The sequence below is a fragment of the Helicobacter pylori genome (genome assembly GCF_021062735.1).
Classification (GTDB): domain Bacteria; phylum Campylobacterota; class Campylobacteria; order Campylobacterales; family Helicobacteraceae; genus Helicobacter; species Helicobacter pylori_DN.
The window spans coordinates 1-20,247 of record NZ_JAHXLB010000005.1 but is presented as its reverse complement, the minus strand read 5'-3'; the positions used below and the strand labels follow the sequence as shown (position 1 = coordinate 20,247).

Sequence of the window (20,247 nt, the reverse complement as noted above, 5' to 3'; positions counted from 1 at the left end):
CAATCACTTCACATTTTTCTGTAACACTTTATCAATCAAGCCATACTCTTTAGCTTCTTTAGCGCTCATATAAAAATCCCTGTCCGTGTCTTTAGCGATTTGTTCCAAACTCTGCCCTGAGTTTTGAGCCAAAATAGAATTCATCAAACCCTTAAGCCTGAGAATCTCATTAGAAATGATTTCAATATCGCTCGCTTGCCCTTGAGCCCCCCCTAAAGGCTGGTGTATCATAATCCTTGAATGGGGTAGTGAAAAGCGCTTGCCCTTAGCCCCACAGCTCAGTAAAAACGCCCCCATAGAAGCCGCTTGACCGATGCAAATCGTGGAAACATCAGGGCGGATAAAATTCATGGTGTCATAGATGCTAAGACCGCTTGTTATCACCCCACCGGGAGAATTGATATACAAGCCAATGTCTTTTTCAGGGTCTTCAGCTTCCAAAAACAAGAGTTGGGCCACGATAGAAGACGCCACGCTATCATTGATCTCACCGCTCAATAAAACAATGCGATCCTTTAAAAGGCGCGAGTAAATATCATAGCTGCGCTCCCCACGATCGGTATTCTCTATTACATAAGGAATGTATCCCATCATCTCTCCTTTTTAGCCGTTTAACCCGCTTGAATTTTTTGAGCGTTGGGCCTCATTTTTTCCAAAATTTCTTGTTGCTCTTTAGGCAGGTTTTTATCCAACAAATAAGCCAACACCCTATCTTCAATCATCGCCATTTTCACCGCCGCTAACATGTTGTTTTTGCGGTATTGTTCAATGAGGCTTTCTGGGTTTTGCCCTGTCATCATCGCTTCATAATACAGAGTTTGAAAGACTTCATTGTCATGCACGCCAATTTTTTCTTCCTTCGCTAAAGCGTCAATGATAAAAGTGATTTTCACGCTTTTTGTCGCATCATTCCTAAAGCTCTCACGCTTTTCTTTGGCTTTTTCTTGACTTTCTTGTAAGGATTTGACTTCCTCAGCTTGCATGGAATAAAGAGCGTTCCTGAATAACAAATCCATTTCTTGCTCTATGATCGTTTTAGGCAAATCAAAAACAATCTTTTCATCTAAATTTTCAATCAATTTTTCTTTCAACTCTTCATTATAGAGCCTGGCTTTATTTTCTAAAAACAACTGCCCTTCAACCCTTTCTTTTAAAAGCTTTAAAGTCGCATCCTCTTCATTGGCTAGCACGATTTTAGCGAGTTCGTCATTGATTTCTAACACTTCACGCGCTTGAATCTGGTGCAATTTCACTTTAAAAAGGGCTTCTTTGCCGGCTAAATGCTCTGCGTGGTATCCGCTAGGGAAAGTCAAAGAGAATTCTTTTTCTTCGCCCGCTTGCATGCCTAAAAGAGCCTTTTCAAAATCTTCTAGCATTTGCTTACTGCCTAAAATCAAATTGAAATTCTCAGCCTTGCCCCCTTCAAAAGGCACATTATCTATAAAGCCTTCAAAATCAATCGTTAATTTATCGTCATTTTGAACTTTTCTTTGAGCGTCAGTATCCACAAATTTCGCATAGTCTTTAGCGAGCTGTTTCAAACGCTCATTAATTTTTTCTTCATTGGGGATTTCCACCCCCACGCTAGGCACGCACTCTTTGATCTTGTCTAAAACAATCGTGGGTTTTAAGCCGATGTCCGCTTCTATTTCAAAATGCGTGTCTTTTTTTTCAAATTTAGTGAGGTTGGGGCTGCCGATTAAATCCTTATTTTCAATCCCTAATTCCTTAAAAGCGTTTTTTAAAACCTCTTGAATCATTTCTTCTTGAGCGTCTTGTTCAATTTGGGCTTGATAACGGGTTTTCACTAAACTAAGGGGGACTTTACCTCTTCTAAAGCCATCAATTTTAACTTTTTGGGCGATTTTTTGAGCGATTTTATCATAACGCTTTTCTAAATCTTCAATGGAAGGTTTAGCGCTCAAATGGGCGTTAGCGGTGTCAATCTTTTTCACTTCAAGATTCATTTTTTTCCTTAATGGCTAAAAAATTAAATTTTTGTATCATTATAGCTTAATTTGTTTTAATTCCGGTTTATAAAAAGCGGTTTTAATTCTAGTTTTCAAAAATTTAAAAAACTAAAAGTCATAAGTTGAAGTGAGATAGACAGAAATATTGCGTTTGAAATGAAGGGTGTATAAAGGGGTTTTAAAATAATCATTGGTTAAAAAGGGGATACGCGCGCCCAATTCTATCGCCCAATTCTTATACCTTGAAAAGCGGTAACGATACCCCACATCCAACATCACTTGAAACATGTAAGGGTGATAAACGCTCAAAGGATCTTTAGCCCACTTTTTAAAAATCTTTGTTTCATAAAACCAGGTTTCGCCCACGAAATTCATCCCTAAAATCAGCGTTCCAAAAGCGCGTTTGTATAAAAAATCAGCTCCCGTGCCATAAAAAATAGCGTTAATAAAAGTCTCTTTTCTTTGCAACTTTTCTCTATAGCTTTTAGGAATTTGCGAACTCTCCCTCAAACTATCGCCCAACACGCCTTTATTTTTAAGAAAAAACCCATAAGCATAGTCCAAAGAAATATAAAAACGAAAGCCATAGCGCTCTTTTTTAGGAAAAAATTGTTTATAGCCATAAATCAAACTGACTTCAGCAAAAGGAATGTCTCGGTATTTTGAATGGTTTTCAAATTTTTCCCTGCTCTGTAGCCATGACATTTGCACCACGCTTGTGCCATAATAATGGGAGCTTTTGTCTATGTTAAAAAGTTTTTTTTTGGGCTTTTTAGGCTCAGCAAAACATGGAGGGTGGGTCTTGCCTCTTAAACACTTCTTTGCTAAAAACCGCTGGAATCCTAGATCTTCTTTTTTGATGATGGTGTAAGTAACCAGATCATCAGCCCTTAAATACACGCTCAAAAAGAACGCTAAAAACCCCTTTTTAAGCAGTTTATTCAAGCGCTCTTTTCTTATGCGTTATTTGTTTTTATCGGTTTCTCTTGTTTTTCAATTCCTTGGCGTCTTTTTGATAAGATTCTAAATTCTTTTGAGTGAGTTTTTTGTCTATTTCTTGCATGATATTTGCAAAAATCTTATTCAAAGCACTCTTGATCGCATCATTAGAATTATCCGTTCCCTTAACCATAGTGCTAACTAACCCCCCGCTATGGCTTGAATGGGTGGTTTTTAAGAATTTTTCTTGGATGTCCAACTCGCTCAAATCCATCGTAAAAGAATCCAAAGATTCCCCACTCATAGGTTCTAGTATGGTAACCTTGACAAACCCGGCCGGGATTAAAACCCCTTCCATTTTATCCAAACCAGTGGAGAATAATAACCCGGGTTCTGATTTTTTCTGTATGGTCCTTTTAGGATCAGGGCGTAAAACAATTTCGCCGTTCATAGCGACGGCCAAATACCCTTCTTTTTTTTGCGAAAAAGAAAGATCGTCTTTATCGCTGCTATCTACGCTAATAACCTTATAGCCCTGATTTTGCAAAATCTGTTCAACCTTGATTGCGGTTTGATTCTTGAATTTGTTTTCATACTCTTTAGCAATATTATCGCTGTATTGAAAAGCCGGCCTTAAAAGTAGAATCTTTTCGTCTAACGCTTGAACTTTCTCGCTAGCTGGATGGTAATTCAACTTCAAAGAGACTTCATTGGTTTCAATAATATGCGGGCTGCATCCCACTAACAAAGCCACCACGCTCGCACCTAAAAGGCATTTTTTCCATGCAAAATCTTTAAAATGATTATTTGCTTTCATCGTTCTATCCTTGATTGTAACATTTTAGACTTCTATAACAACAAACCCGAAGCAACCAACACGCTTTTGTTGTCAAAATGTTATTTTACCCTAACATCTTTAGATTATCAGTCTTTTTCTATTTTTTAGCGTTATAATCCCCACTTTTGCCTCCACTCTTATGCTCCAACATCACACCGCTAATTGTCATGCTCTTATCAATGGCTTTCACCATGTCATAAATGGTTAAAAGCCCTATGCTCACACTCATTAGCGCTTCCATTTCTACGCCCGTTTTAGCTTGAGTTTTGACTCTCGCATAGAGTTTAAAACTACAAGTTTCTTTTTCTTCTAAAATATCAATATCCACCCCATTGAGCATGATTGAATGGCACATGGGAATGAGCTCGCTTGTCTTTTTAGCCCCCATAATCCCAGCAATAATAGCAGTCTGTAACACCGGACCCTTTTTGACGCAATGATTGATAATAGCGTCATAAGCCTCTTTATTCATGCTGATACGACCGCTTGCTAAAGCGATTCTTTCAGTGGTTTCTTTATCCCCTATATCCACCATTTTAGGCTGATTTTCTCCATTCAAATGAGTGAGCGGCATTTTTTACCTTATTGTTTGGGGCGAAACGCTTGAATGTTTTTTTCATTCACTTGCATATAATTCCCTAAAATCAAATCCACGCAATAAGGAATCGCTGGAAAAACCGCCTCTAAGCATTCTCTAATGCTTTTTGGCTTACCAGGGAGATTGACAATCAAACTCTTATTCCTAATACCAGCGCTTTGGCGCGACAGAATCGCTGTAGGCACATATTTTAAACTAGTTATTCGCATAAGCTCTCCAAAACCAGGAAGCATTTTTTGGCACACTCTTTCTGTGGCTTCTGGGGTTATGTCTCTTAAAGCAGGGCCTGTGCCTCCTGTAGTAACGACTAGATCGCATTGGTATTCATCGCACATTTTAATCAGCGATTTTTCAATTAAATCCCTTTCATCAGCGACAATTTCGTAATAAAATTCTAAAGGATTGAGCAGGTATTCGCTCAACACTTCTTGTATCGCCTTACCGCTTAAATCTTCATAAATCCCTTTTGACGCCCTATCGCTCGCGCTCAAAACGCCTATATGAATCGTTTGCATTTGAACTCCTTTTTAAGCTAAAAGCCCACTCCCTTTTAAAAGGTGGCTTCTTTCTTTAGCGTAGATGCGTTTATTGTGGATTAAATCGTATTTCCAAATAGGGGCGTTATGCTTAAAATCTTCAATAAAATCTTGGTATAGTTCTAAGGCGTTTTTTCTGTTCTTTCCCATTAAAACGCATAAAAATGAGCTTTGTCCTATCAAAACATCGCCCAAGCTGTGCGCCATTTTTAACACCACGCCCAAATCTTTGGCTTTATGGTGCCATTTTTCAAACCAAGTCTTTAATAGTGCTTCATGAATATCAAAACTCAAGCCTTGAATGTTATCCTCCCCTCTCACAATCCCCACAAACACACAAAACGCTCCAAAGTTTTTCGTGCAAGCTTCCTCTTGGTAGGCTTTCAAAAGCTCACTAGTATCCAATGCCCCTTGAATGATTTTTAACACCTAGCCCCCACAAACCGGTGGCAACAAACTTACCACATCGCCATCTTTTAAAGGTGTGTTTAAATTGTCTATTAAGTGATCATTAAGGGCTATCGCGCAAACGCCCAACCACTCTTTTAAGCCCTCTTTTTCTTGTAAAATCGCTCTTAATTCCTTTAAATCACCCGCTTTGACGAAAAAATTTTCTTCTTTTATGGGTCCAAAAAATCGCACTTCCACCATCATTTACCCTTATATTAAATCTTTTAAAAGCATGATTTTATATTTTTAAAACCTCTTTAAAGCGCTCATAATTTTCACAATAAATGCCCCATTTTGAGCTTTTTGACTTCCAAATACCCTTGATTGTGCTCATTAGCGCACACGATCAAGCTCTCTCTTGTTACCTCAGCGTATTTTTCTAAAGCGGCGATTTTTAGAGGGTTGTTTGTGAGTAAGCGCATTTTTTTAATATGGTAATATTCTAAAATTTCACCCGCAACACTATAATCCCTTTCATCGTCTTTAAACCCTATCATTTCATTGGCTTGAATGGTATCATAGCCTTTATCCTGTAAAGCGTAGGCATTGACTTTGTTAAATAGCCCTATCCCACGCCCTTCTTGGCGCAAATAAATCACTAGCCCCCCTTCTTTAGAAATCCTTTCTAACGCCATTTGCAACGCCCCTCCGCAATCGCATTTTTGAGAGCCTAGAGCATCACCCGTTAAGCATTCTGAATGCAAACGCACTAAGGGGTTTTGAGAAAAATTAGGGGTGAAAATGACTAAATGATCTTTAGAGCCATTAGAACCCTTTTCTCTAAAACACTGGATATAAAACTCCCCAAATTGAGTGGGTAATTTGGCTTGGTTAGAGACTTCTAATCGTTTCAAGGATACTCCTAAAATTAGTTTTAAAACGCGTCTTTTAAAAAAAGGTATTCTATCAAAACTCTTTATAATTTTCTTAAATTTTAAGCTCTTAAAATTTGTAAGTCAAATTCAAACCATTAGGGCTTAAATTAGAACGGATTTCATGTTTATTATAAATCCCTAAAGCTTCCCCAAGCCCTAAATCTCTAATGATAAAACCGATAGGATCCATAAGAGCGATGACTAAACGCCCTAAAAACAAAGAGCCAAAAAGCTTGCCTTCGTTGCGTTGGATATAGCGCGTGAGCTGATAAAACCCCTCCCCTAAAATGGAGCCTAATAAAGGGGTGATCACCAAATCCTGCCAGCTAGGCACTTCCACAAACGCTTCCAAACCATATTCCCAAAAAAGCGTGGAAGTGATAAAAGAAAAAAACGCTGATGCCATCCAACTAAACCCAGCCATGCGCGGTTGCATATAATACATAGCCCCAAAATAAGGGTGCAAAATTTCATTGAAAATAAAACTATCATTGTCTAGTTTTGGCCCCATGCGGACATTTTCAAACCAACTTTTGATCCCAAACTTTTCTCTATCCCAATTCGTTACGCTCTCTGGCATGAGATACAACCCCACAATCCCTATCACCAAAGACACGCCTAAAATCCCTATGCTCGTGCCTAAATATTTCCAACGGCTATTTGGGGCATAAGGGATCGTGTTGCTCTTTTTAAACTTCTTTTTAAAATGTTGCCAAATAAGATTTTTAGGGCTTCGTTTGAGCGTTTCTTCTAATTGAATGCTGTTAGCGTTTAAAAAACTACAGCCCAACCCCCAAGTCACCACGCAAACTACCCAAATCTTTTGGAAGGTTTTTAGGACTATTTTCAATAATATTTTTAGGAATGTTTTTAATGAAATCAGCATAAACTCTATTATTACTCTCATCAGGTTGCAAACTTTATTGCTTGACTTAAAAAGAGTTTATTATACCTTAAAAACATTACAACACATTCAATAAAACTTAACAAGCCTCTTAAAGGCTAATCGTTTCTACAAGCTTAAGCCCAAACCCGCTCAAAGCCTTATACTGCCTGTCTTCACAAGAGCTTAACAGCCTAAAATCCTTTATCCCCAAATTTTTTAACACTAACGCCCCAATCCCAAAATCTTTAACGATATTGTTTTCTTTGGAATGCGTGTTCATAAAGATCAAATAACCCCCTTCGCGCTTTAAATATTCTAACGCTTTAAAAAACACTTCAAACGCATCAGTCGTCAAAAAATCAAAATCCTCTTTGATAGGGTGGAAACGCACTAAAGGGGCCAAATCATGGGTTTTTGCGCCTTTAAATTTAAAAGCGTAATGGTTTTTTTGCTGGTGGTCTAAAAAAGTGTAGCATTGCGTTTGGTGTTTTAAAAATTCTCTTTCTTCTTGGCAAAACATTTTCAGCAAACTTTCATTTTCCAAACGATAGCTAATCAAATCAGAAACATAGAGAGTTTTAAGATCATGTTTAAGGGCAAAGTCGCTCAAAAATTTATCCCCTCTCCTCGCCATAGATCCATCTTCTTTCATGATTTCACAAATCACGCTCACGGGCTTTAATCCAGCTAATTTGCATAAATCCACGCTCGCTTCAGTATGGCCCGTGCGCGCTAACACGCCTCCATCTTTTGCGATTAAAGGGAAAATATGCCCCGGGCGCACAAAATCGCTCGGTTTGGTGGTGTCCTTACACAATAATTCAATCGTCAAATGCCTTTCAAAAGCAGAAATCCCGGTTTTGGCTTCTTTAGCGTCAATAGAAACCGTGAAAGCGGTCTCATGATTAGAATCATTCACGCTAACCATAGGAGGCAATTCAAATTTTTTCGCTAAATCTTTGGTCAAAGACACGCAAATCAACCCCCTAGCATGCGTGGCCATGAAATTGATTTTCTCAGGGGTAGAAAAAATCCCGGCTAAAACCAAATCCCCCTCATTTTCCCTGTCTTCATCGTCCATGACAATGAGCATTTCGCCATTTTTATACGCTTCTAAAGCTTCAGTAACTCGTTTTAAGATCATTCTAACTCCCTAGTTTTATTCAATAATATTTAGTTTTATAGAAAAAAGAAATATAGCATGTTTAATAACGATGATTACTTTATTGCTTCATTTAGCAAACCGCTAAAGCCTTTAAATCAATTGAATGAAACTTCCCCTATCATGCAAGAAATGCTCAAAGACTTATTCTAATGTTTGCAAAGCCTAATGATTAGTTTTTTCTAATGATTAATTTTGGGCTATACCTAAAAACTTTATCTAAGATTTTAACCGCGCTTTTATGCAAAGAACGGCCAATCCTAATGCTTAAAGGTAATTTTTTAGGCCTTTGTTTTTCTGTGTTGGAGTTTTGAGTATTCATTCCATCGCAAGCAATCGCAAATTCTTCTAACACATAGTTTTTGACCCCATGCCAATAATGCCTATCCATCACGCAATCTATAGGCATCACCCATTCTTTCGCGCTGTATTTCAATAATTTTTGTGCGGCTTTTGGGGCTAAACATACCCTTGAGTGCCAATACCATCTTTAAAATTTAAGATTTGAGAAACCCCTTTAATAAGAGTTTTTTGTTTAGCCACATTTTCTTCTAAATGCATCAAGCGGATATAGCCTAATTCGTTGATGTGTTTATGACAAAACTCTAGGCTTTCTTTAAAACGCTCTTTTACAATAATATCATCTTCTAAAATACAGATCGCTTCATTGAGTTCTATGCATTTTTGCCACAATGAATAATGGCTCGCATAGCACCCAAGCTCCCCAAACCCCATCCTCTTCCCGCAATGCTTGAGCGCGTAAAAGAAATTTTTTAACGCACAAGGGGGGTGTTTTTCGTTTTTACAAAAAGCCCATAAATCTTCAACCATAAAAGAAGGGTGCAAATGCTCTAAAATCAAGGGGTGTAATTGAGTGGGAGAGATTTTAGAATAGATCGCATCAAAAATTTCATAAGAGATCCCCTGAAGTTTAAGGCTCTCTAAAAGGGGGGTTATATGAGTTTCTTTTAAAGAAAAATTTTGACAGGTTTTGGGGCTTAAATGAATAATAAAAACACGCATGTTAGCCTTAATTCTTAATATAAATAAAATCAATATTAAACAGACTTACATTCTAGCGCAAATTTTAGTAAAATACGCACCATGTTAGATGATATTCCTATTACCATTCAAAAAAGTAAAAAAATCAAAACCCTGAGCTTGAATATCACGCCATCTTTAGAAGTGATTCTCAAAATGCCCAATTCTTGCTCTCAAGCCAGAGCGAACGCTTTTTTAAAAGAACAAGAAGCTTGGCTAAAAAAAACCCTTTCAGCCATGCAAGAAAAACACTCCCTTTTACACTCGTGCCTAGAAACCTATCAAAATAAAATCCTTGTGTTTGATGAGGTGAAAAACGCCAACGATTACACCCTAACAGATCTTAAAAAAATCTTAAAAACTTATTTGGAGCAACAACTCCACTTAATCGCTCAAAAAATGCAAACTTCATACACCCATTTTAGCATTAGAAACAACGCTAAAGTTTTAGGGAGTTGCTCTTATCATAACCGCTTGAGTTTCGCCCTTTTATTGGTTTGCGCCCAAAAAGAAGCGATTGATTATGTCATTATCCATGAACTCGCCCACACGATCCACAAAAACCATTCCAAAAATTTCTGGCGTTGCGTTCAAATCTTTTGCCCTAATTACCGCGCTCTAAGAGAGTATTTAAAACAAAGGGTTGTTTTTTATACCCAACTGCTCAAAACATTACAACCCTAAAATTAAAAATTATAGCTCACATACGCCGTGATGCTCCTAGGAGGTGCGGCTTCTTTCCCGTTAGGGCTAGTGCCTATCCCGCTAAACCAATATTTCATGTTAAAAATGTTATTGATTTGCAAGCTCGCATTAACGCTTTGCTTTTTGCGTTCCCACAAAGTGCTAGAAATTTGTAAATTCCACACCCAATAGTACGGCGTCATGCCCGCTGTTTTGGTGGTGATGGCCCCATTTTTAATCGTGGGCGCGTATTGAATGAAAGGCACGGTGTTTAACACATCGCTATAAGTGCGGCTATAAAAGAAAGAGCTCAACCCGATCGTGGTTTTAGCGTAAGTGTAGCTCGCGTCTAAAATGAATTGGTGTGGGCTTACAAAAGGGAGTTTTTTGCCAAAAATATCTTTTTTAGGCCCTTTAGGATTAGCAGGGTTAGTAACCATCGTGTGGCTTGTGATATTAGCGTCTATGAAAGTGTAAGCCGCATGGAAATTAAGCCCTCTAATTGGCGTGTAATACAACTCTAGCTCCACGCCTTGCGACCTCGCATTGACTGGTTCTCTGTTATCCCCATAGCGCCCAGTAAAATAGTGGTTCGCAAAAATCACAAAATAATTCGCGTTAAAACTCACTTGATTGTTGAAATAATATCTTGAGCCACCTTCCATGACATTAAAGATTTGAAAATAATCCGTGCTTGTGCCTACAAAACTACCGATATTGCTGAATTGGGGCGGAATGTAGCTTCTTTGATAATTGAAATAAAACAACAATTCTTTAATGGGTTTATAGCCGACATTTAGCGCCGGATTCCATTGGTTGTAACGATCTTTAATGGTTTTTCCTGTTTGACCTGCTTTAAAAGGGGGAGCGTCTTTTTTTTCGTAATTTAAAAAAGTGTATCTCAAGCCCGGCGTGATCGTTAGCATGCCGTTATTGAAATTGATTTCATCGCTGGCATACACGGCGGTATAATTGTTGAAATTATTAAGTGAAGTTCCTGCATCAAACCCACTGCCATTATTAGGCATGCTAGGGTTTTTCCTGGTAGTGGATCGGCGGTATAAATCTTCGGTTAAAAACCGCATTCCCATGTTAAAAGTTTGTTTGACTTTACCGGTATTGACAACGAGATTGAGTTTTGGTTCAAAAGCATTCACCACGAAGCGGCGGATATTATCAAAAAATTGCCAACAAGGGCTATTCGTATCGCTATAAGAATACAGACCGCAATTAGGGTTAGTCGCGCTAATTTCCCCCTTGCCTTTAAAGGGTAAAATCTTATTTTGACTGCTCATATACACGCTTTGGTATTGGTTGGAAAAGCCAAAATCCCTGCTCATGTCATGCGTGAAATAAGTGAATTTAAAATCTCCCCCCACTTTCCTATCCGGATCGCCAAAATAATTTTGATACACGATCCCAAAGCGCTTGGCTCGCCCTCCATCTTGATTGTCAGGGCGTTCATTAATAAAGCGGTTATAGGCGTAATCTTGCGCGCTCAAAGTGCCTGGATGGTAAGAGTTGTATTGATAATACTGGTAATAAGCTTTAAAAGTATTGGTCGCATTAATCTTATAGATCGCATCAAGCAAGTAGTTTTGCACCTTTGTGGGGCTGTTTTGCCTGAAACCTTGCCCATTAATCCAATTGCCTTGAGCGCTAATTCCTATATACTTACCCAACATTCCAGCCGTTCGCCCGTAAGTGTTAAACAGCATCTGATTGCCTAAGGTTTGGGCTAAAGGCTTGCCTTTTTCTTCAGGATCGACAAAATTCCCATTAGAGGATCGCCCCCAAAAAGTGATCCTTTCAGCCGCTTGATTTTCCCACTCTTTTGGGATTTCTTTAGTGATGACATTCACCACGCCTCCAAAAGTGTTAGGGCCGTATTGGACGCTTGTGCCCCCTTTAATCACATCAATCCTATCCACTGACTGGAAAGTTACAGGGAAAATCGCCAGTTCAATATTGGAATACGGCGCGCCATAAATGGGGATACCATTGACTAAAATCATGCCCGTATTGCTATGCCCGTTACCGCCCCCACCAAAACCGCGCACCGAAATTTTAGGCAACACGCCTGTGCCTGTAGCGTCTCTGATTTGAATCCCTGGCACATTTTGCAAAGCGTTTTCAATATTCAAATTACCCGTTTTTTTGAGTTCTTTGTTGGAAATCACCGTGCGAGAGCTTGTGGAATTGTGCACCTCTTCGCTTTGCCATGAAAGCGGCGCGCTGGAATTGAATTTTTGCTCGGTGGTTGTAACTTTTTTTAAAAAATGGTGCTTATCTTTCGCACTCATAAAAGAACTAAAAGTCCAAAAAGTCAAAGTGTATAACGCTAAAAAATACGGGGTTTTTACCCTCAAATAACCATTCATTATGATAACCTTTCTCATTTAATTCAAACCGATGCATACTATAAAAATAATTATTATAATTAACTTAAATTTTGAAATTTGATTTTTTATTTGCAATTTGTTATCAAAACGATTTGAAAAAGGTTTTTTGCGTTTTTTAAACAGTTAGCGTTTTTTAAAAACAGAGTGTTATGGGAGTTTTGAATGCGTTATTTATCAATTTGACGAAGAAACCATCACAACCGCTATCGCAAAACCAGCGTCATGGCTGATGCTCGCGCTCAAGCTTTGGATGTTAAAATAATCCATTTTTTCTTTAGAAAGGGTGATTAAGGGGGCGTTTTTAGGGCTTTTAGAAATGCGTATATCCAAAAAGCTCAATTCCTTACCAATGCCTACTTGAAGGGCTTTAGAGCAAGCCTCTTTAAGCGCGAAAAACCCGGCGATGCTGCTAGATTTATCCTTGCATAAAACAATCTCACTCGGCGATAAAAAACGCTCTAAAAACCTCATTTCAAAGCGTTTCACGCACTTTTCTATCCTAGCAATAGAGACAATATCTATGCCAATCATTTAAAATTATTGAATAATGAAATCAGTGAAAAAGACATTTTTAATAAAGCCATCAATCAAAAACGAATTCAAATGGCTCTTAATTTCATCTTTAAGCTTGTTTTTGCCTTTATTAGTAACCACTTCTTCCACGCTTTTAGACGATAGAATTTCTATAATCGTGTCTTTAATCGCTGTGTCTTTAACCTTGACTTCATTTAAAAGCTTTTCATTACTCAATTCTAACGAAATAGAAGCCTTAAGGTAGCGTCTGCCATTTTGAGAGACCAGATTCACCGCAAAAGGCGCATCAATCGCATACAAAGGCCCAAGCACCAGATATTGCTGGATATTAGAGCCTTCTTTAGCCTCTTGATTCTTGTTCGCCATAGGATTAGCTTGAACTTCTTGGGTGTTTTTAGAAGCGTTTTCTTTAGATTCTTCCTTATTCCCCATAAGCAGCATGATAATCACCCCTACTAATAAAAGCATCACTAACACGCTTCCAATAATGACAAATAAAAGAGCTTTGCTTTTTTTTTGGGGTTGTTGCGCGGTATTTTCTTGTTCTTCTGCCATGCCTATTCCTATTGAAAATAAGTTAAAGTGGTTTTCCCAAATTTTTTCTGTTTGATTATAGCTAAAGTTACAAGACTTTTAGGCATTTCATGCAGGCTTTCATGCTCAAAAACCACTAAAAGATTTTTTGGATTAAAGCGTTTCAATAACCTTTCTAAAGCTTGAAAACACTTTTCATAAATCCCTAAAAACCCGCTCGTTTCAAAAGGAGGATCCAAATAAAGGATATTCAAAACACCATTTTTTAAACGCAGCGTGGGCAAAAGCTTGAAAGCGTCATCTAAAAAGGTTTGAATTTCAATTTCCTTTTTCAAGCGGTTTTTAAAGAGGGAAATATTTTCTAAGAGCGTGGCATAAGCGCTTTTGTTTTGTTCAAAAAACACCGCGCTTGTTGCCCCCCTACTCAAAGCCTCTAACCCCATAGAAGCGCTGCCTGAAAACACTTCTATAAAGTGCGCTCCATTAATTTCTGCTTGCAAGGTGTTAAAAAACGACTCTCTTACGATCGCTTTGGTGGGGCGCGTGTTAGAGATGTTAGGCAAATTCAAACCCAATCCCTTGCAAGCCCCCCCAATAATCTTAAATTTTTTTACTGGCTGATGATTTGGCATAATTTTTGGGTGTATTCTTCTAGTAATTGCTTAATCTTTTGCTCTTTAGAAATTTTCATTTCTTCGCAAGGTTTTTCACTCGTCTTTAAAGCGCAATAAAAATTTTTTATATCTTCTTTCACGCTCTGTTTAGTGAAAGGCTTTCTTAAGCGCTCTTCTATAAAGCATAGGGGCTTATTGGTTTCTAGCTTTTCATCATCGCTTAAAACAAAGTCGCAAACTTCCATAGGAGAAAGACAACCGCTCAAATAAAATTCCAAACTCCTTTGAATCAACAAAGACTTGCAAGAAAGAAAAATTTTCAAGAAACCCCTTTTATCCCATCAATAATAAAGTTAAATTGTTTCAAATTATAGCAATTCTTTCTTTTAAGCGCCAATACTAAATAAATTCAAAAAGTGTTTCATTTTGTAAAAAAGAAAAAAAGAATGTTAAAAATAAAGCTCAAATAACATCGTTTTTTTTTTTTTTTGTATAATGCTCGGCGAAGGTAAGAGCAAAAGGCGTTTTATATTCCTTCCTTCTTTACTATAACTTAGCATTTTAATAAACTTTTTCATTAAAATGTCCTAACGCTCTTACCTTTAATTGAGAAAGCGAGTTAGCCTCTCTCAACTTTTCACACAAACTGATCTTGAAGGCGTAGTGTTTAATATTCTAAAATCCAATATACTAATCCCCCCTTTAAGAATACGCAAATTCTTTATTATTTAGATTGTAAAATACTTTTAATTTACATTTTATTTTTTTTCACAAACTCTAACGCTTTGAAACGCTCCCCTAAACCCCCAGGGCTAATTAGGGGCTTGATTTTAGCCACTTCTTTCAAATACCTTTCATAACTCACGCTCTTTGAAAATGTTTCTAATAATTCCATAAGCCCCATATCCAATAAAGCGTTAGCCTGCGATTTGAAGAACGAAAATTGTGCATGGTGTTTTTCAAACAAAAAGCGCATCAGAGAAAAATTGACATCATAAGTCAGATCGCTCTTTTGATACAAAGAATCCAGATGGTTTAAAATATCCTTAAAATCCAGCGCTTGGTGGTTTTTAAAAGCCCTTAAATGCATGTCTTTCCTCTCTATTTCATCGCCATAATCAAAGCTCAAAAACACCCAAGAAGAAGCCTCATCCAATTTTTCTAACAAATCCTTAATGAAAGCCTCTAAAAATAACGGTGCGCACCCTTGTTTTAAATCCAAATTTTTAAGAAGTTCTTTAGTGGGTCCATCAATAGCGCCCCAAACGCCCTTATGATCATGGGTAATAAAAAGCATTTTGTTATCTTTAATGATCTCGCAAGCGAATGCGTCAAACAATTCATTAGAAACAACAAATGCACTTTTTTCTTTAAAATCAAGCTCTTCTAAATTGCAACTATTCAAATCCAATTGCGTGGCTTGTTTAAAAATAGTTCGTTGGAGTTTTTGCAATTCCTTTAAAGGCTCACAGCTGACAAACTCGCATTTTTCCATTACGCCCACGCTCAAAGCGTTTAAAAAATTCGCTATATCGCTCAAAAAATGCCCATGATGAGCGCCAATTTCTACAATTTTTAAAGGCAAAAATAATTTTTCTTCTTCTAAAAGCTTAATGATATAAAACGCAACAGCACCCCCAAAAAACTTACTCAAAGACACCGAAGTGTAAAAATCCCCTTTTTGACCGATTAGTGCTTTTTTGTAATACCCCTTTTCGCCATAAAGCCACTCTTGCATGTAATTCCCAAACGATCGCATGATTTTCCTTTCATTAAACCCATCTCAACCAACAGTAATAGAAGCGCTATTCTAGTCAAAATCGCCTTATTTTTGCGCTATGATATTCAATAATAATGACTTTTTAAGCTAAGTTTGAAGGGAGTTTAGAGTTTGGAAATTTTAAGGCGAGAATGCGGGGCAGTTGAAGAAAACGCTTATATTGTGAAGCTTTCTAGTGGGATAGATTTTATTATTGATCCCGGATTTTCTAGCAGCGAATGGGTGTTAGAAAACGCTAAAAACCCTAAGGCGATTTTAATCACGCATGGGCATTATGATCATGTATGGGATAGTGCTCAATTGTCAAAACTCCTTAAAAACACCCCCATTTACGCCCCCAAAGACGATGTGTTCATGCTAGAAAATGATATTTTCCATTTAGGCATGCCGGTTTTTAGCCCCAATTTCAGTGTGCCTTGCAATAAGGGTTGCACCACTTTAGAGATAGAAAACACCACCATTAAATACTGGCATTTTCCCGGTCACACGCCCGGTTGCTCTATCATAGAAATAGAAGGGGTGATTTTTAGCGGGGATTTTATTTTTTATCGCAGCATTGGCCGTTATGATTTCCCTTATTCTAATGAAAAAGACATGAAAGAGTCCCTGTTAAGGTTTCAAAATTTAGATTTCCCTAAAGACATAGAGATCTATCCAGGGCATGGGGATAAGACGAGTTTTTTTGCTGAAAGAAAGCACTCTAAAATTTGGGTTTCAAGGATGGCTTAATTGTTAAGCCGGCTAGAAAAAGAGCGTTATTTGCGCCATATCATGCTAGAAGATGTGGGCGAAGAAGGCCAATTGAAGCTTTTAAAATCTAGCGTTTTAGTCGTTGGGGCTGGGGGTCTTGGATCAGCGGTTTTGATGTATTTGTGTGCTGCTGGGATAGGAAAAATCGGTATTGTGGATTTTGATGTGGTGGATATGAGTAATTTGCAACGCCAAATTATCCATTCACAGGATTTTTTAAACCAATCTAAAGCCTCTAGTGCGAAAGCGCGCTTAAAACAACTCAATGCTGGTATTGAAATAGAGGCTTTTGAAGAACGCTTTAAGGCTCATAACGCTCTTTCTCTCATAGAGCCTTATGATTTTATCATAGACGCTACAGACAATTTCAACGCTAAATTTTTGATCAATGACGCTTGCGTGTTAGCCCAAAAACCCTATTCGCATGCCGGGGTTTTAAAATACAGGGGGCAAAGCATGAGCGTTTTACCCAATAGCGCATGCTTATCGTGTGTTTTTGATAAGCCCCCTAAAAAGGGATTGAATCCTATTTCAGGGCTTTTTGGGGTCTTACCCGGAATTTTAGGGTGCATCCAAGCGAGCGAATGCCTTAAATATTTTTTAGGGTTTGAAACTTTACTTATAAATACTTTACTTATAGCCGATATTAAAACGATGGATTTTAAAAAAATTCAAGCACCCAAAAACCCTGAATGTAGGGTTTGTGGCACGCATAAAATCATGCATTTACAAGATTATGAAATTTAGATTAAGGGGTAAGTTTTGGATTTATCAACCATACTAGGCTTGGTATTGGCGGTCGCTTCTATTTCGCTGGGCGATATTTTAGAAGATGGTAACCCGTTGCACATTATCCATTTGAGTTCAGTCATCATCATCGTGCCTACTTCGCTTTTTGCCGCCATGACAGGCACGCATGCTCGCTACGTGAAAGCCGCTTACAAAGAGATAAAAATTGTTTTTTTAAACCCTAAAATCAATTTAAACGAAACCATTAAAAATTTAGTGGAATTAGCCACTCTGGCTAGAAAAGATGGGGTGTTGAGTTTAGAGGGGCGGGTGGCGCAAATTGAAGACGATTTCACCCGTAATGGCTTGTCTATGATCATAGATGGCAAGGATTTAAAATCCGTTAAGGAAAGTTTAGAAATCAGCATTGAAGAAATGGAAGAGTATTACCACGGCGCCGCTCATTATTGGGAAACGGCCGGCGAGACCGCTCCTACTATGGGGTTAGTGGGGGCGGTTATGGGGCTTATGCTAGCCTTGCAAAAACTGGACAACCCGGCTGAAATGGCAGCAGGGATCGCTGGGGCTTTTACGGCTACTGTTACAGGGATTATGTGTTCTTATGCGATTTTTGGCCCTTTTGGGCATAAGCTCAAGGCTAAATCTAAAGACATTATCAAAGAAAAAACCGTTCTTTTAGAGGGGATTTTAGGCATCGCTAACGGGGAAAACCCAAGGGATTTAGAAAACAAACTCTTAAACTACATCGCTCCCGGTGAGCCTAAAAAATCTCAATTTGAGGGCTAAACATGGCTAAGAAAAACAAACCCACCGAATGCCCCGCCGGCGAAAAATGGGCGGTTCCTTATGCGGACTTTTTGTCGTTGTTGCTTGCGCTTTTTATCGCTCTTTATGCCATTTCAGCGGTCAATAAATCCAAAGTGGAAGCCTTAAAAACCGAATTTATTAAGATTTTTAATTACGCTCCCAAGCCAGAGGCGATGCAGCCGGTTGTAGTGATCCCGCCTGATTCAGGGAAAGAAGAAGAGCAAATGGCGAGCGAAAGCTCCAAACCGGCTTCGCAAAATACCGAAACAAAAGCCACTATCGCTCGCAAAGGCGAAGGCAGTGTTTTAGAGCAAATTGATCAAGGATCTATCTTAAAGCTCCCCTCTAATTTGTTGTTTGAAAACGCTACTTCAGACGCCATCAATCAAGACATGATGCTCTATATTGAACGGATCGCTAAAATCATTCAAAAACTCCCTAAAAGGGTGCATATTAATGTGAGAGGTTTTACGGATAACACGCCTTTAGTTAAAACCCGTTTTAAAAGCCATTATGAATTAGCCGCCAATCGCGCTTATAGGGTGATGAAAGTTCTTATACAATACGGCGTGGATCCTAACCAATTGTCTTTTTCTTCTTACGGCTCTACAAACCCTATCGCGCCTAATGATTCTTTAGAAAACAGAATGAAAAACAATCGTGTGGAAATCTTTTTTTCAACCGATGCAAACGATTTGAGTAAAATCCATTCTATTTTAGATAATGAGTTCAACCCCCACCAAGAATGAGCCATGAATAAATTTTTTCTCTTCATCTTTCTCTTTTTAGCGAGCCTTATTGCTAGAGAAAAGGACGCTTCTTCAAACCTTTTTGATTTGATTGATAAAGGGATCAACAGAGAACAAGAATTAAAAGAGCAGGAGCAAAAAACGCGCTTAAAACTGGCTCAAAGCCCTTTAGTGGCTTTAGAAATTGTCCCCCAAGAAACGCCCTATTTAGAATGGCAAGGGGCTAGGGAGTCGTATTATTTAAAGGTGAGTGCTGTCGTGGAGAGCGTGGTTATCTTAAAAATTGACATCAATCAAGGGCGTTCTTGCTCGCTCTACCCCACGCCTAAAAGCGTTTCTTTAGTGAGGAATCAAAGCGTAGCCTATGAAATTTTATGCGAAAACCAACCCCTATGGATAGAAGTGAGCACGAATTTAGGCAAACGCACCTTTCAGTTTTAACCTGCAACCAACATTAAAGAATGCCTTTAACATTTTAAAACCCCTTTATTCAAATAAGTTTGGTTATAATGCTAGGCATGGGCGTTTTTAAACAATTGATCAAAGAATTGTATGAATGGTTGCTCCATTCTATAGATGTGGCTACGCAGCATTTAGTTGCTATGGTGTTAAAAATAAGCATGGTAAAATATTTGGTAAAAGAATTTCATGATCGCTTTATTTATTTTATAGACTTACTCGCACAGCATTTTATCATCGCTGTGCTTTCTGGTTTTCTCGTGCTGGTGTTTGGGGTTTTGATATTCCTTAATCTTTTAAGATTTCTGGAAACCACCTTTTGTATTAGTATTTTTGACTCCATATTCCGCATTTGCTTTCATCAAGTTGTAAGCTCCTGTAGAAAATGTATTGGTTAAAAATTGCACAAAGCCAGACTTAATGTCTTTTACAGCATTGTTCAACTTGGTGGAAAACTTGAACGAATCAGAATAATCTTTCATATTCTTTTGGTTGAATCCAATTTTATCATACGCTGACAAAGGAGCGCTTCCCACATTATGCGCAACTATCTTATCATTCACGAGCTTGAGCCACTCAGGGTTTTTTTGCGTTAGCATGCCGATCGCTTTTTCATTGATCGTTCCATTGTGGACATTGCTATTAATGCGTGTGTGGCTGTTAGTAGCGTAATTGTCTAGTTTCGCTGACAAACTAGCAGGCACTTGTTTCGTGCTTTCAACCCATAGATTCACAGCATTCTTTTTTGTAGAATCTTTGAGCTCGTCTATCATTTGATCTAGGTTGCCAAAACGACATGCTTTAGCTTCTGATACCGCCTGATTGAGATTGTCAATCTTTTGTTTCAATTCTTGCTCCCTTGAAAGCCCTACCTTACCGAGATCATCAA

24 protein-coding genes and 3 pseudogenes are annotated in these 20,247 nt (G+C 38.2%); 7 read left to right on the top strand and 20 right to left on the bottom strand.

Annotation, left to right across the window (positions count from 1 at the left end):
• Positions 1 to 3 precede the first annotated feature (3 nt).
• From clpP to KX581_RS03045, 13 genes and pseudogenes are all read right to left on the bottom strand, one after another.
• Positions 4 to 591 (bottom strand): ATP-dependent Clp endopeptidase proteolytic subunit ClpP, encoded by a 588-nt coding sequence (gene clpP, locus KX581_RS03105; protein ID WP_000540573.1) that lies wholly within the window; start codon positions 589 to 591, stop codon positions 4 to 6.
• Positions 592 to 611: 20 nt separating this feature from the next.
• A complete protein-coding gene (gene tig / locus KX581_RS03100; RefSeq protein ID WP_231175553.1) occupies positions 612 to 1,967 on the bottom strand; it encodes a trigger factor in 1,356 nt (451 codons plus the stop codon).
• 111 nt (positions 1,968 to 2,078) lie between these two features.
• Positions 2,079 to 2,915, bottom strand: coding sequence for an outer membrane protein (locus tag KX581_RS03095; RefSeq protein WP_231175552.1), 837 nt, complete (start codon positions 2,913 to 2,915; stop codon positions 2,079 to 2,081).
• Positions 2,916 to 2,943: 28 nt separating this feature from the next.
• Positions 2,944 to 3,726: a flagellar sheath lipoprotein HpaA gene (gene hpaA, locus KX581_RS03090; RefSeq protein ID WP_231175551.1), complete on the bottom strand. Its 783-nt coding sequence runs from the start codon at positions 3,724 to 3,726 to the stop codon at positions 2,944 to 2,946.
• 118 nt (positions 3,727 to 3,844) lie between these two features.
• On the bottom strand, positions 3,845 to 4,321 hold the full coding sequence (gene moaC / locus KX581_RS03085) for a cyclic pyranopterin monophosphate synthase MoaC (protein WP_001131570.1): 477 nt from the start codon (positions 4,319 to 4,321) through the stop codon (positions 3,845 to 3,847).
• Between the two features lie 8 nt (positions 4,322 to 4,329).
• Entirely contained in the window at positions 4,330 to 4,860 is a 531-nt protein-coding gene (mog, locus tag KX581_RS03080; protein WP_231175550.1) for a molybdopterin adenylyltransferase, read from the bottom strand.
• 12 nt (positions 4,861 to 4,872) lie between these two features.
• The gene (locus KX581_RS03075) at positions 4,873 to 5,310 is read right to left on the bottom strand and encodes a molybdopterin synthase catalytic subunit (RefSeq protein ID WP_231175549.1); all 438 of its coding nucleotides are present in this window, start codon (positions 5,308 to 5,310) and stop codon (positions 4,873 to 4,875) included.
• Positions 5,311 to 5,532, bottom strand: a complete 222-nt coding sequence (locus KX581_RS03070) for a MoaD/ThiS family protein (protein WP_162968280.1) — start codon at positions 5,530 to 5,532, stop codon at positions 5,311 to 5,313.
• Positions 5,533 to 5,606: 74 nt separating this feature from the next.
• The gene (ribA, locus tag KX581_RS03065; RefSeq protein ID WP_108338518.1) at positions 5,607 to 6,185 is read right to left on the bottom strand and encodes a GTP cyclohydrolase II; all 579 of its coding nucleotides are present in this window, start codon (positions 6,183 to 6,185) and stop codon (positions 5,607 to 5,609) included.
• A gap of 88 nt (positions 6,186 to 6,273) precedes the next feature.
• Positions 6,274 to 7,011: a DUF3943 domain-containing protein gene (locus KX581_RS03060; RefSeq protein ID WP_231175548.1), complete on the bottom strand. Its 738-nt coding sequence runs from the start codon at positions 7,009 to 7,011 to the stop codon at positions 6,274 to 6,276.
• Positions 6,986 to 7,123, bottom strand: a complete 138-nt coding sequence (locus tag KX581_RS03055) for a hypothetical protein (protein WP_231175547.1) — start codon at positions 7,121 to 7,123, stop codon at positions 6,986 to 6,988. The genes KX581_RS03060 and KX581_RS03055 overlap by 26 nt, the downstream gene beginning before the upstream one ends.
• A gap of 78 nt (positions 7,124 to 7,201) precedes the next feature.
• Positions 7,202 to 8,236, bottom strand: a complete 1,035-nt coding sequence (locus KX581_RS03050) for a bifunctional 3,4-dihydroxy-2-butanone 4-phosphate synthase/GTP cyclohydrolase II (RefSeq protein WP_219026046.1) — start codon at positions 8,234 to 8,236, stop codon at positions 7,202 to 7,204.
• A 190-nt stretch (positions 8,237 to 8,426) separates the two neighbouring features.
• Positions 8,427 to 9,277: pseudogene (locus KX581_RS03045) on the bottom strand (glycosyltransferase family 25 protein).
• Between the two features lie 81 nt (positions 9,278 to 9,358).
• Between KX581_RS03045 and KX581_RS03040 the strand changes: the two are divergent.
• The gene (locus tag KX581_RS03040) at positions 9,359 to 9,979 is read left to right on the top strand and encodes a M48 family metallopeptidase (RefSeq protein ID WP_231175546.1); all 621 of its coding nucleotides are present in this window, start codon (positions 9,359 to 9,361) and stop codon (positions 9,977 to 9,979) included.
• A gap of 2 nt (positions 9,980 to 9,981) precedes the next feature.
• Here KX581_RS03040 and KX581_RS03035 read toward each other — a convergent pair whose 3' ends face one another.
• The 6 genes from KX581_RS03035 to KX581_RS03010 all read right to left on the bottom strand — a co-directional run bounded on the left by KX581_RS03035 (position 9,982) and on the right by KX581_RS03010 (position 15,822).
• Positions 9,982 to 12,360 (bottom strand): TonB-dependent receptor family protein, encoded by a 2,379-nt coding sequence (locus tag KX581_RS03035; RefSeq protein ID WP_231175545.1) that lies wholly within the window; start codon positions 12,358 to 12,360, stop codon positions 9,982 to 9,984.
• A 195-nt stretch (positions 12,361 to 12,555) separates the two neighbouring features.
• Positions 12,556 to 12,912: a holo-ACP synthase gene (gene acpS / locus KX581_RS03030; RefSeq protein WP_120933177.1), complete on the bottom strand. Its 357-nt coding sequence runs from the start codon at positions 12,910 to 12,912 to the stop codon at positions 12,556 to 12,558.
• A gap of 6 nt (positions 12,913 to 12,918) precedes the next feature.
• Positions 12,919 to 13,470 (bottom strand): flagellar basal body-associated protein FliL, encoded by a 552-nt coding sequence (fliL, locus tag KX581_RS03025; protein ID WP_000797032.1) that lies wholly within the window; start codon positions 13,468 to 13,470, stop codon positions 12,919 to 12,921.
• A gap of 8 nt (positions 13,471 to 13,478) precedes the next feature.
• On the bottom strand, positions 13,479 to 14,081 hold the full coding sequence (rsmD, locus tag KX581_RS03020) for a 16S rRNA (guanine(966)-N(2))-methyltransferase RsmD (protein WP_220905018.1): 603 nt from the start codon (positions 14,079 to 14,081) through the stop codon (positions 13,479 to 13,481).
• Positions 14,060 to 14,386 carry a dihydroneopterin aldolase gene (locus tag KX581_RS03015; protein ID WP_231175544.1) on the bottom strand — a complete coding sequence of 109 codons (327 nt, stop codon included), beginning with the start codon at positions 14,384 to 14,386 and terminating at the stop codon, positions 14,060 to 14,062. Before KX581_RS03015 ends, rsmD begins: the two co-directional genes overlap by 22 nt.
• Positions 14,387 to 14,814: 428 nt before the next feature.
• Complete coding sequence (locus KX581_RS03010) at positions 14,815 to 15,822, bottom strand: class I SAM-dependent methyltransferase (protein WP_231175543.1); 1,008 nt, start codon at positions 15,820 to 15,822, stop codon at positions 14,815 to 14,817.
• 132 nt (positions 15,823 to 15,954) lie between these two features.
• Here KX581_RS03010 and KX581_RS03005 point away from each other — a divergent pair, with 132 nt between their 5' ends.
• From KX581_RS03005 to KX581_RS02980, 6 genes and pseudogenes are all read left to right on the top strand, one after another.
• The gene (locus KX581_RS03005) at positions 15,955 to 16,572 is read left to right on the top strand and encodes an MBL fold metallo-hydrolase (RefSeq protein WP_231175542.1); all 618 of its coding nucleotides are present in this window, start codon (positions 15,955 to 15,957) and stop codon (positions 16,570 to 16,572) included.
• Complete coding sequence (locus KX581_RS03000; RefSeq protein ID WP_231175541.1) at positions 16,573 to 17,340, top strand: HesA/MoeB/ThiF family protein; 768 nt, start codon at positions 16,573 to 16,575, stop codon at positions 17,338 to 17,340. It abuts the gene before it with no gap.
• Between the two features lie 15 nt (positions 17,341 to 17,355).
• A complete protein-coding gene (gene motA / locus KX581_RS02995) occupies positions 17,356 to 18,129 on the top strand; it encodes a flagellar motor stator protein MotA (RefSeq protein ID WP_000366185.1) in 774 nt (257 codons plus the stop codon).
• A gap of 2 nt (positions 18,130 to 18,131) precedes the next feature.
• Positions 18,132 to 18,899, top strand: a complete 768-nt coding sequence (gene motB, locus KX581_RS02990) for a flagellar motor protein MotB (protein WP_120871482.1) — start codon at positions 18,132 to 18,134, stop codon at positions 18,897 to 18,899.
• Between the two features lie 3 nt (positions 18,900 to 18,902).
• Positions 18,903 to 19,340, top strand: coding sequence for a hypothetical protein (locus KX581_RS02985; protein WP_001031792.1), 438 nt, complete (start codon positions 18,903 to 18,905; stop codon positions 19,338 to 19,340).
• A 68-nt stretch (positions 19,341 to 19,408) separates the two neighbouring features.
• Positions 19,409 to 19,642, top strand: a pseudogene (locus KX581_RS02980) (ergothioneine transport permease/ergothioneine binding protein EgtU); the annotation flags it as partial.
• A 12-nt stretch (positions 19,643 to 19,654) separates the two neighbouring features.
• Here KX581_RS02980 and KX581_RS02975 read toward each other — a convergent pair.
• A pseudogene (locus KX581_RS02975) lies at positions 19,655 to 20,247 on the bottom strand (type IV secretion system oncogenic effector CagA); the annotation flags it as partial.

Excerpts from the sequence above, each read along its gene's own strand:
- mog (WP_231175550.1), bottom strand. The coding sequence starts at position 4,860 with ATGCAAACGATTCATATAGGCGTTTTGAGCGCGAGCGATAGGGCGTCA.
- motB (WP_120871482.1), top strand. The coding sequence starts at position 18,132 with ATGGCTAAGAAAAACAAACCCACCGAATGCCCCGCCGGCGAAAAATGG.
- clpP (WP_000540573.1), bottom strand. The coding sequence starts at position 591 with ATGGGATACATTCCTTATGTAATAGAGAATACCGATCGTGGGGAGCGC.
- moaC (WP_001131570.1), bottom strand. The coding sequence starts at position 4,321 with ATGCCGCTCACTCATTTGAATGGAGAAAATCAGCCTAAAATGGTGGAT.
- KX581_RS03035 (WP_231175545.1), bottom strand. The coding sequence starts at position 12,360 with ATGAATGGTTATTTGAGGGTAAAAACCCCGTATTTTTTAGCGTTATAC.
- KX581_RS03050 (WP_219026046.1), bottom strand. The coding sequence starts at position 8,236 with ATGATCTTAAAACGAGTTACTGAAGCTTTAGAAGCGTATAAAAATGGC.
- rsmD (WP_220905018.1), bottom strand. The coding sequence starts at position 14,081 with ATGCCAAATCATCAGCCAGTAAAAAAATTTAAGATTATTGGGGGGGCT.
- KX581_RS03010 (WP_231175543.1), bottom strand. The coding sequence starts at position 15,822 with ATGCGATCGTTTGGGAATTACATGCAAGAGTGGCTTTATGGCGAAAAG.
- hpaA (WP_231175551.1), bottom strand. The coding sequence starts at position 3,726 with ATGAAAGCAAATAATCATTTTAAAGATTTTGCATGGAAAAAATGCCTT.
- KX581_RS03040 (WP_231175546.1), top strand. The coding sequence starts at position 9,359 with ATGTTAGATGATATTCCTATTACCATTCAAAAAAGTAAAAAAATCAAA.
- fliL (WP_000797032.1), bottom strand. The coding sequence starts at position 13,470 with ATGGCAGAAGAACAAGAAAATACCGCGCAACAACCCCAAAAAAAAAGC.
- acpS (WP_120933177.1), bottom strand. The coding sequence starts at position 12,912 with ATGATTGGCATAGATATTGTCTCTATTGCTAGGATAGAAAAGTGCGTG.
- KX581_RS02985 (WP_001031792.1), top strand. The coding sequence starts at position 18,903 with ATGAATAAATTTTTTCTCTTCATCTTTCTCTTTTTAGCGAGCCTTATT.
- KX581_RS03070 (WP_162968280.1), bottom strand. The coding sequence starts at position 5,532 with ATGGTGGAAGTGCGATTTTTTGGACCCATAAAAGAAGAAAATTTTTTC.
- tig (WP_231175553.1), bottom strand. The coding sequence starts at position 1,967 with ATGAATCTTGAAGTGAAAAAGATTGACACCGCTAACGCCCATTTGAGC.